Source organism: Streptomyces sp. NPDC028722, from assembly GCF_040637655.1.
Classification (GTDB): Bacteria; Actinomycetota; Actinomycetes; order Streptomycetales; family Streptomycetaceae; genus Streptomyces.
The window spans coordinates 296,167-307,373 of sequence record NZ_JBEZWU010000009.1 but is presented as its reverse complement, the minus strand read 5'-3'; the positions used below and the strand labels follow the sequence as shown (position 1 = coordinate 307,373).

Genomic DNA, 11,207 nt, shown 5'->3' with positions numbered 1-11,207 from the left:
ACACCCACCGGCACCGGCTGCAACTCGTCCGACAGGACGTACAGCCGCGTGTTACGGACCGCCGCACCGATCGGGACGCGGGCACCCAGCTCGTCGCCCGCCCGGATCACCGCGTGCGTCACATCGTCCGAGCACTCCGTCGGGCCGTAGGCGTTCATCAACGGCACCCGCGGATACCGCTCGTGCCAACGCCGACACAGATCGGCGGGCAACGCCTCACCCGTCACCATCAGCCACCGCAGCTCCACCAGCTCCGGAGCCCCGCCCTCGATGTCCCAGGCGTCCAGCGCGGCCCGCAACAACGACGGCACCACCTCCAGCACGGCCACCCGCTCACCGGCGACCATCGCGAACAACCCCACCGGATCCGCCGCCAGCTCCCCCGCGACCCGCACCGACCCGCCCACCAGCAGCGGAGCCAGCATCTGCCACACCGACACATCAAAAGTCAGCGGCGCGTTCTGCACCACCGACTCCCCGGCGACGAGGTCCAGGTCACCCACCTTCGCCCACAGGTGGTTCACCATCCCCGAGCGCTGCACCATCGCCCCCTTGGGACGACCCGTCGACCCCGACGTGAACATCACATACGCCAGGTCCAGGCCACCACCGACGCTCGGCAGTTCGGCGGTGCCGGTGAGGTCGGCGGGGTCGGTGAGCGGCAGGACGGTGGGGCCCTCGTCTGCCGGGGCCTCGTACGCGTCCCCGGTGAGCACGTAGCGGGCGCCGCTGTCGGTCAGCAAGGAGGCGTTACGGGCCGCCGGAGCCGCCGGGTCCAGCGGCAGATACGCCCCGCCCGCACCCAGCACACCCAGCACACCCGCCACGAACGGCACCCCCGGATCGGCGAGCATCGCCACCACCGACCCCGTGCCGACACCGGCCGCGGACAGACGGGCGGCGACACCGGCGGCGCGGGTCAGCAGCTGCCGGTAGGTGACGCGCTCCGTGCCGTCGGCGACGGCGACGGCGTCGGGGGTGCGGGCCGCCACCGCGCGCACCCGCTCCACCATCCCCTCGTACCCGGCGCGCTCGGCGTGCGGGTCCCAGGCGCCCAGCAGGCCGACCGGCTCACCGGGGGCACCCAGACCTACGTGGGCCAGGGGCCGGTCGGCGGGGAGTGCCGCCAGGCCGGCGAGGAACGCCTCGAACCGGGCCAGGTGAGCGGCGAGTTCGGCGTCCGTGTACAGCTCGGGGTTGCCGTCGAGGTGGATCTCCATGGTGCCGTCGACGGTGTTGAGGACGGTGACGATGAGATCGTTGACGATGCCGGTGGACAGGTTGACCACCGTGCCCCGGCAGTCGCCGAAGACCAGCGCGGGATCCTGGTCGAGGACGTTGATGAAGGGGCCGAACACCCGGCGGTCGTCGGTGCGCAGGCCGATGTCGCGCCGGATGCGGTCGCCGCGGTAGCGCTGGTGCCGGAGCGCGCCGGAGACCTCCTTCCAGGCCTGCCGGAGCAGCTGCGGGGCGGTCAGGCCGGGGCGGACGCGCACGGCGAGCGGCAGATAATTGGCGAGCATGCCCGGGATCGCGCGGGTGACGGCGCCGGTGCGGCCGGTCACCGGGAGGGTGAGCAGCGGCTCGCTGACACCGGTGACCCGCTGGGTGTAGGCGGCCATGGCACCGACCATGAGGACCGGCAGGGTGACCTTGCCCGTGCGCGCGAGGCCGCGCAGCGCGTCGGTGGCCTCCGGGGTGAGCCGGGTGGTGTGGCGCAGGGCGCTGCGGCCGGGGGCCGGGTCGCGGTCGGAGAGCGAGACGAGTTCGGGGGCCGGGCCGTGCCCGGAGGAGGCGAGGCGCCCGGTCCAGTAGGCGCGGTCCCGTTCGACCTGCCCGGAGTCCAGGTAGCGGCGTTCGCCGTCGAGGATGTGGTGGAAGGCCGGGATGGCGTCGGCGTCCAGGGCCGCGTCGTCGTGGCCGGCGGCCAGCCGGGCGTAGAGGGCGGCGAGCTTGGGGTAGAGCAGGGCGCGGCTGAAGCCGTCGGCCAGGATGTGGTGCATGCACAGGTAGAGCAGGTGGTGCTCGGGGCCGAGGGTGAGCAGGGCGCCGCGGAACAGCGGGAAGTCGTTGATCGTCAGGGGCTCGGCGTGGTCCGCGCGCATCCACCGCAGAGCGGCGGCCGAAGGGTCGGGTTGGGCGCTGAAGTCGATTGTCCTGAGCGGCAGTCGGGCGAGTGGCCGGATGATCTGGCCCGGGGCGCCCGCCTCCTCCACGAACTGCACGCGGAGCCCTTCGGCCTCGTACCCCAAGCGGTGCAGCGCCCGCTCCAGCAGCGTGGTGTCGAGCGGGCCGCGCAGGTCGATGTAGTCGGCCATGTTGTAGGCGAGCGGTCCGGTGGCGAACTGCTCGTCGAACCAGATCTCGGCCTGCGCCGCGGTGAGCGGGAGGACGGCGCCTCGGTTTGTCGTCATCGCTTTGCTCTCCGTCATTCTCGAATTCGGCCGCGCCCGGCTCGTTCGGTACTGGGCGCCGGTCGTCGCGACCGGCTTCGTCCGGTCTGGGGCGGTGCTTGCCACGACCGGCTCGTCGGGACCACGGCGGTGGTCACCGCGACCGGCTCGCCCGGACCACGGCGGTGGTCACCGCAACCGCTCGCCCGGACCACTGCGGGAGTCACCGCGACCGGCTCGCCCGGACCCACGGCGGCAGTCACCGCAACCGCTCGCCCGGACCACTGCGGGAGTCACCGCGACCGGCTCGTTCAGTCCGCGGCGGCGGCTGCCGCGGCCGGCGTCGGATCATTCACGCTGTCCTGCTCCGCCCGGTCCGCCGCCGGCTCCGCCAGCAGGTCGGGGCCGAAGGCGCCGTGCACCCACTCGTCGCGGTAGACGGTCTCCATGTAGCGGTCGCCGAGATCCGGCGAGATGGTCACCGCGGTGACCTGCTCGCGGACCCCGCCCGTGCCGTCGCCGTAGTGCTCCTCCAGCCAGCGCAGGGCACCGGTCACCGCGGTGCCGGTGGAGCCGCCGACCGGGAAGCCGTGCCGCATCAGGTCCCGGCAGGTGCGCACGGTGGCCGCCTCCGGGACGTGGACCACGGCGTCGACGAGGCTCTCGTCGAGCAGCGCCGGCCGCACGCTGGTGCCGAGGCCGGGGATGTGCCGGGTGCCGGCGGGCCCGCCGAAGGTGACGGAGCCGATGCTGTCGACGGCCACCACCCGTACCGAGGGCCGCCGTTCCCGGAACCAGCGGGCGCAGCCCATCAGGGTGCCGGTGGTGCCCGCGCCGACGAACAGCACGTTCAGGTCGGGGAACTGGCGGGCGATGGCCGGGGCCGTGGTGCGGTAGTGGGCCATCCAGTTGCCGGGGCTGAGGTACTGGTTCAGCCACACCCGGGAGTCGTCGGCGGCGAGCAGGGCCCTGACGTGGCGGATCCGCGCGCCGAGGAAGCCCTCGCTCTCGTGCGGCTCGGTGACGACGTGGACCTCGGCGCCGAGGGACTCCATGGTGCGCCGGGTCACCGCGTTGCAGCGGGTGTCGGTCACGCACAGGAACCGGTAGCCGCGGCTCGCGGCGAGCAGGGCGAGGGCGACGCCCATGTTGCCCGAGGAGGACTCCACGAGGGTGGAGCCCGGGCGGAGCAGTCCCGCGGCCTCCGCCTGGGCGACCATCTCCCGGGCGGCCTTCAGTTTGATGGATCCGGCGAAGTTGAAGCCCTCGACCTTGAGGAACAGCCGGCGCCCGAACAGCGGCTGAAGATTCACGAAGAGGTCGCTGACATCGAATTCATGCGACGCGGTGATGACCGGCACTGGCACTCCTGGCCTACGGCAGCGAATGGGCGTCGCCGGCAAGCCTGTCGGCGTGCGCTGACCGTGGACTGACGGTTTGCTGACACGCACCCGTGCCGTCCGCTGCGGCAAGAACCGTCAGCTGACGGTCAGTTGTCCGTCAGCGTGCTCGTGAAATCGTCGTCCGGTTGGCATCGCGCGGGCCGAGGAAGCCCCCGCGCCCGTCCCGCTCTTCCGTGAGGAGCACGGCTTGAACCGGCAATCCGCCATCAGTGAAGTCCTCCCGCTGTCGCCGCTGCAACAGGGTCTGCTGTTCCTCTCCGCGTACGACCGGGACGCCACGGATGTCTATGCCCTGCAACTGGTGCTCGACCTCGCGGACGTGACCGACGCCGACGCGGCGGCGCTCCGTCGCGCGGCGGACGCGCTGCTCGACCGGTACCCGAACCTGAAGGCGTGCTTCCGGCACCGCAGGAGCGGCGAGGCCGTGCAGGTGCTGCCCCGCACCATGGAGCTGCCGTGGCGGGAACAGCATTTGCCTGTGGCCGAGTTCGACCGGGTGGCGGGCGAGGAGCGGTCGCGCCGCTTCGACCTGGGCCGGCCGCCGCTGCACCGCTTCACACTGCTGCGGGCGGACGACGGACGGGCCCGGCTGCTGTGGACGGTGCACCACATCCTCGTGGACGGCTGGTCGATGGCGACGCTGACCCGGGAACTGGCCGGGCTGTTCTCCGGTTTCCGCACGGGCACCGCCCCCGAGGGACCGGCCGGTCCTCCGTACCAGGCGTACCTCGCCTGGCTCGGGACCCAGGACCGGGAGGCCGCCCGCGAGGCCTGGCGACACGCGCTGACCGGAGTGACCGAACCGACCCGTCTGGCAGCGGCGGGGGGTGTCGCCGGGGGCACGGGCGGTGGGGGGACGCAGGACGGTGCCCCGGTCCCGGACGTGGCCGGTGATGCGGCGTTGCCGCGGCGGCTCGAGGTCGAGGTGGACTCCGAGCTGGCCGCCGGCCTCGCGCGCTTCGCCCGTGCGCGCGGGCTGACCGTCAGCGCGGTGGTGCAGGGCTGCTGGGGGTTGCTGCTGTCCCGGCTGACGGGGCAGGACACCGTGGTGTTCGGGACGGTCGCCTCCGGGCGGCCTGCCCAACTGCCGGACGTCGAGCGGATGGTGGGGCTGTTCGCCAACACCCTGCCGGTGCGCGTCGACGTCGATCCCCGGCTGACCCCGGCGGAGCTGTTCGCCGGGGTGCAGCGGGCCCGCACCGAGCTGCTGGCGCACGAGCATCTGCCGCTGGCGGAGATCCAGCAGGGGACGGCGGTGCGCGGGGAGCTGTTCGACACGGTGCTGCTGTTCCAGAACTATCCGATGGGCGGCCCCGAGCCGGAGCCGGGCGCGGCGGGACCCCGGGTGACCGGTGTGGACATCAGGTCCGCCACGCACTACCCGCTGACCGTGACGGTGTTCCCCGGGGAGCCGTTCGGGCTGGCCGTCGACCATGTGCCGGCGCTGGTCCGGGAGGCCGAGGCCCGCCGGGTCGGGCGGTGTCTCCTGCGGCTGTTGGCGGAGACGGTGCGCCGGCCGGACGAGCCGTGCGGCCGGCTGGACCTGCTGGACGCCGACGGGTGCGCCCGCGTCGTGGCGGACCGCAACCGCACGGACGCGGAGGTGCCGGGGCCGTGGCTGGCCCCGCTGCTGGCGGAGTGGGCGGGGCGCACGCCCGACGCCCCGGCGCTGACCTGCGGCGACGAGCGGCTGACCTACCGGGAGCTGCACGACCGGGCGGACGGGCTGGCGGCGGAGCTGGCCGCCGCAGGCGCCGGCCCGGAGCGGCTGGTCGCGCTCGCCCTGGACCGGTCCGCCGACCTGGTGATCGCGGTGCTGGCCGTGCTGAAGTCGGGCGCGGCCTACCTCCCCCTGGACCCGGACCATCCAGCCGAGCGCCTGCGGAACATGCTGTCGGACGCCACCCCCGTGGTCACGCTCACCCACCGCCGGATCCACCCCCTGCTCGACGGGATGGGCACGGCGCTCACCGGCGGCCTGTGGGTCCTGGACGGGACGGCCCGGCCGCACCCCGCGACACCACCCGGCACCGTGCTCCCCGCGCCGGCCGTGCCCGTTGCGCCGGGCGCCGATCACCCGGCCTACGTCATCCACACCTCCGGCTCGACCGGCCGGCCCAAGGGCGTCGTCGTTCCGCACGGCGCCCTGGTGAACCTGGTCGCGGACATGGGCCGGCGCTGTGCGGTGACCCCTGCGGACCGGTTCCTCGCGGTCACCACGTTCGGGTTCGACATCGCCAACCTGGAACTGTTCGTACCGCTCGCGGCGGGCGCCGAGCTGGTCGTCGCCGGCCGGGAGACGGTCCGGGACCCGGCCGCCCTCGCCGCCCTGGTGTCGGCCTGCGGTGCGACGCTGCTCCAGGCCACGCCGAGCCTGTGGCAGGCGCTCACCGCCGGCCACGCCCCGGTCCTCGCCGGAGTGCGCGCGCTGGTCGGCGGGGAGGCGCTGCCGGAGCCGCTGGCCCGTACGCTGGCCGCGCACTGCGCGTCGGTGACCAATGTCTACGGCCCCACGGAGACGACGATCTGGTCGACGGCGGCGCCCGTGCCCGCCGTACCGGACGGCCCGCCGCCGATCGGCCGGCCCATCGCCAACACCCGGGTGTACGTCCTGGACGCGGCGCTGCGCCCGGTGCCCGACGGCTGTTTCGGCGAGCTGTATCTCGCCGGGTCGGGGCTGGCCCGCGGCTATCTGGGCCGCCCGGGTCTGACCTCGGGGCGGTTCGTCGCGGACCCGTTCGGTCCGCCCGGCACCCGGATGTACCGCACCGGTGACGTGGTGCGCTGGTCGCCGGACGGCACGGCCCTGGAGTACGGCGGGCGTACCGACCACCAGGTGAAGATCCGGGGGCACCGGATCGAGCTGGGGGAGATCGAGTCCGTGCTGGGCGCGCAGCCCGGCGTCGAGCGGGCGGTGGTCACCGCCCGTACCGACCAGGGCGGGGACACCCGTCTGGTCGCCTATGTCGTACCGGCGGGGACCGACCGCGACCGGCTGCGGGAGCGCGCGTCCGCGGTGCTGCCCACGCACATGGTCCCCGCCGTGTACGTGTTCCTGGACGAGCTGCCGCTGACTCCCAACGGCAAGGTGGACCGCAAGGCGCTGCCCGCTCCGGCGGAGCGGCGGGCGGGGACGGGCCGGCCGCCCGCCGGGCCGCGCGAGGAGCTGCTGTGCGGTGTCTTCGCCGAGGTCCTCGGGGTGGCCCGGGTGGGTGCCGACGACGACTTCTTCGCGCTCGGCGGCCACTCGCTGTCGGCGATCCGCGTCACCAACCGGCTGCGGGCCGAGCTGGGCGTGGAGGTCCCGGTGCGCGCCCTGTTCGACGCCCGCTCCGCCGAGGCGCTGGCCCGCACCCTGCCCGGGCCGGCGGACGGTACGGCGGACATCGCGGCGGACGCCACGGCCGGCGCCACGACGGCGGTGGGTACCCGGGAGCCGGCCCGGCCCGTGCTGCGTGCGGCGGCGCCCGGCGAGGCCGCGACGGTGCTGTCGTACGCGCAGGAGCGGCTGTGGTTCCTGGACCGCATGGGCGCGGGGGCCGGCTACAACATCCCCCTGGCGGTGCGGCTCCGCGGTCCGCTGGACACCGGTGCGCTGGGCGCGGCGGTGGCGGACGTGGCCGCCCGGCACGAGACGCTGCGGACGCTGTTCGTGGCGGCCGGCGCCGGGGTGGCGCCGCTGGTGCTCTCCTCGGAGGAGGCGGCCGGTGCGGGCGCCGCCCTCGAGGTGGTGCCGGTGGCGGACGAGGCGGCCCTGGCGGCGGCGCTGGCGGCGGAGGCTGCCGAGCCGTTCGACCTGTCCGCCCGTGTCCCGCTGCGGGCCAAGCTGTTCGCGCTCGGCGACGAGACGCACGTACTGGCGCTGACGCTGCATCACATCGCGGCGGACGGCTGGTCGTTCGGACCGCTGGCCCGTGACCTCACCGGCGCCTACGCGGCCCGGCGGGCGGGCCGCGCACCGGAGCCGGAGCCGCTGCCCGTACGCTACGCCGACCACGCCCGCTGGCAGCGCGAGCTGCTCGGCGCCAAGGACGACCCGGGCAGCCTGCTGTCGGCCGAACTCGCCCACTGGAGAAGGACATTGGCGGGCATGCCGCAGGAGCTGGAGCTGCCCGCCGACTTCCCCCGCCCGGCCCGCTCCTCGCAGCGCGGCGGCACGGTCACCCGTACGGTGCCCGCCGGTGACCACGCCCGGCTCGCCGAGCTGGCCCGGGGCGCCGGTGCCAGCCTGTTCATGGCCGTCCACGCGGCTCTGGCGGCCGTACTGACCCGGCTCGGCGCGGGCACCGACCTGCCGCTGGGCAGCCCGGTCGCCGGGCGGACCGACCACGCGGTGCGCGATCTGGTCGGCTGCTTCGTCAACACGCTGGTGCTGCGCACCGACACCTCCGGCGACCCGTCGTTCGCGGCCCTGCTGGACCGGGTCCGGGAGACGGACCTGACCGCGTACGCGCACGCGGAGTTGCCGTTCGAGCATCTCGTGGACGAGCTGAAGCCGGAGCGGTCGCTGGCCCGGCACCCGCTGGTGCAGGTGGTGCTGTCCGTCACCCCGGGCGGCGATCCGCTGCCCTCGCTGCCGGGTCTGACGGCCGGACCGGAACCGGTGCCCTCGCAGACGGCCAAGTTCGACCTGGCGTTCGAGGTGACGGAGCGCGTCACCGCGGACGGGCGTCCGGCCGGGCTCGACGTCCGTCTGGAGTACAGCGCGGACCTGTTCACCCGGGCGACGGCGGACCGCCTCGCCGGCGCGCTCGCCGTGCTGCTCGCCGACGCGGCCCGTACGCCCGGCGCCCCCCTCAGCGCCCTCGCCCTGCTCACCCCGCAGGAGCACCGCACTCTGGTGACCGGGCGGCACGGCACGGTCCGGGTCCGCCCGGACCGTACGCTCCCGGCGCTGTTCGAGGCCCACGCGGCGGCGGCACCGGAGCGTGCGGCGCTCGACGTGCCCGGTGCGGGCGAGGTGTCGTACGGGCGGCTGAACGCCGACGCCAACCGGCTCGCCCGGCTGCTGCTCGGCCGCGGGGCCGGCCCGGGTGGCGTGGTCGCCCTCGTCCTGCCCCGCTCCCCGCTGACGGTCACCGCCCTGCTGGCGGTCCTGAAGACCGGCGCGGCCTATCTGCCCGTCGACCCCGACTACCCGGCCGAGCGCATCGCGTACATGCTCGGCGACGCGGGCCCGGCCGCCGTCCTCACCACGCGGGAGGCCGCCGGCCGGGTGCCGGACGGCCTGGCACGGGTGGTGCTGGACGACCCGGCCACCGCCGGCCTCACCGGCGCCCTGTCCGGTGCCGACCTCACCGACGCCGAGCGGGTCCGCCCGCTGTCGGCACGGGACACCGCGTACGTCATCTACACCTCCGGCTCGACCGGCCGGCCCAAGGGGGTGGCGGTGCCGCACGAGGGCGCGGCCAACCTGGCCGCCCACCACCGGGAGCACCTGGGGACCGGACCGGGCACGCGGGTGCTCCAGTTCGCCTCGTTCAGCTTCGACGCGAGCGTGTGGGAACTCGCCGCCTCGCTGTTCTCCGGCGGCACCCTCGTGCCGGCCACGGCGGAGAGCCGGCTGTCCGCGCCGCTGCTCGCCGGACTGCTCGCCGAGCAGCGCATCGACCACGCGATCCTGCCGCCGACCGTCGTCGGCCGGTTCCCGGATCCGGCCGCCCTGCCCGGCGGTCTGTGCCTGGTGGTCGGCGGGGAGGCGTGCCCGCCCGCCGTCGTGGAACGCACCGCCGGCCGGGTGACGCTGCGCAACGCCTACGGCCCGACCGAGATCTCGGTGGCCGCCACCCTCAGCGCCCCGCTCACCCCCGGCAGCGGCCGGCCGCCGATCGGACGGCCCCTGGACAACGTGCGGGTGTACGTCCTGGACGCGGCCCTCGCGCCGGTGCCGGACGGGGTCACCGGTGAGCTGTACGTCGCCGGCGCCGGCCTGGCGCACGGCTACCGGGGGCGGCCTGCCACCACCGCCGAGAGGTTCGTCGCCGACCCCTACGGGCCGCCCGGCACCCGCATGTACCGCACCGGGGACCTGGTGCGCTGGCGGGCGGACGGCACCTTGGACTACGCCGGCCGGGCCGACCAGCAGATCAAGCTGCGCGGGTTCCGCATCGAGCCGGGCGAGATCGAGTCCGCGCTCACCCGGCACCCGGTGATCGCGCAGGCCGCCGTGGTGCTCACCCCCGCGGACGGCGGCGGCCGGCTCACCGGGTACGTCGTCCCCGTACCGGGGGTGACCGCCGTGGACGTGCCCGTGCTGACGGCGTACCTCGCCGAGTCGCTGCCCGCGCACATGGTGCCCACGGCGCTGGTGTCGCTGCCCGCGCTGCCGCTGACCCCGAACGGCAAGCTCGACACGCGGGCCCTGCCCGCGCCCGGGGCTCCGGTGCCGTCCGGTGCGGGCCGCGCCCCGCGCACCCCGGCCGAGCAGGCGCTCGCCGAGGTGTTCTGCGAGGTGCTCGGCCTGGACGAGGTCGACGCCGACGGGGACTTCTTCGCGCTGGGCGGGGACAGTCTGCGCTCGGTGGAGGTGGTGAGCCGGGCCGCCAAGGCGGGGCTGACCCTGGCCCTGTCCGACGTCTTCGCGCACCGCACGCCGGCCGCGCTGGCGGCGGCCTCGGTCCCGGCCGGGCCGCGGGCGCCGGCCGCCGTGCCGCTGCTGGCGATCCGGCCGCACGGGACGGCCGCGCCGCTGTTCTGCGTGCACGGCGGGGTCGGCTTCGGACTGCCGTTCGCGGAACTGGCCGCCCACCTCGATGCCGGCCGGCCGGTGTACGCCCTCCAGTCCGACGGCGTCGCGGCGGGACCGGGGACCTGGGACCGGCCGGCGGACGTGCCCTCGCTGGCGGCGCTGTACGTGGAGCGGCTGCGGCAGGTCCAGCCGCACGGGCCGTACCACCTGCTGGGCTGGTCCTTCGGCGGGCTGGTCGCGCACGAGATGGCCGTACGGCTCCAGGCGGCCGGCGAGCGCGTGGCGTTCCTCGCGGCCCTCGACGCCTTCCCGGTGGCTCCCGGCGACCCCGACCCCACCGACGAGGAGATCCGGTCCGCCTTCCTCGCCCACCACGCGCGCGGCACGGCGATCACGGAGGGGGATCTCGACCGGCTGATGACGGTCATGCGCCATCACACCGACATCGCCCGGAAGTTCACCCCCGGCCGGTTCGCGGGCCCGCTGACGCTGTTCGTGGCGGTGCACGGACAGCCGGCGCCCACCGCGGAACTGGCCGCGCGCTGGCGGCCGCACCTGGACGGCCCGCTCACCGTGCACGACATCGCCTGCGGCCACGAGGAGATGCTGGGCGGCACGGCGGTACGGCGGATCGGCGCGCTCACCGACAGCGCCCTGCGGGAGGCGTGAACGCGGGCACGGAAGAAGCGCCGGCGGCCCTGGGAGGCCGTCGGCGCTTCACCG

General features: G+C 75.2%; 3 protein-coding genes. 1 reads left to right on the top strand and 2 read right to left on the bottom strand.

What is annotated here, in order from left to right; all coding sequences use genetic code 11:
* Together AB0F03_RS17585 and sbnA are read right to left on the bottom strand one after the other, a co-directional pair.
* Nucleotides 1-2,414, bottom strand: a 2,414-nt coding sequence (locus AB0F03_RS17585) for an AMP-binding protein (RefSeq protein ID WP_361992185.1), incomplete at its 3' end; no start/stop codon positions are given.
* Nucleotides 2,415-2,704: 290 nt separating this feature from the next.
* Nucleotides 2,705-3,754, bottom strand: coding sequence for a 2,3-diaminopropionate biosynthesis protein SbnA (sbnA, locus tag AB0F03_RS17580; protein ID WP_361992182.1), 1,050 nt, complete (start codon nt 3,752-3,754; stop codon nt 2,705-2,707).
* 229 nt (nt 3,755-3,983) lie between these two features.
* Here sbnA and AB0F03_RS17575 point away from each other — a divergent pair, with 229 nt between their 5' ends.
* Entirely contained in the window at nt 3,984-11,153 is a 7,170-nt protein-coding gene (locus AB0F03_RS17575; protein WP_361992179.1) for an amino acid adenylation domain-containing protein, read from the top strand.
* Nucleotides 11,154-11,207 lie beyond the last annotated feature (54 nt).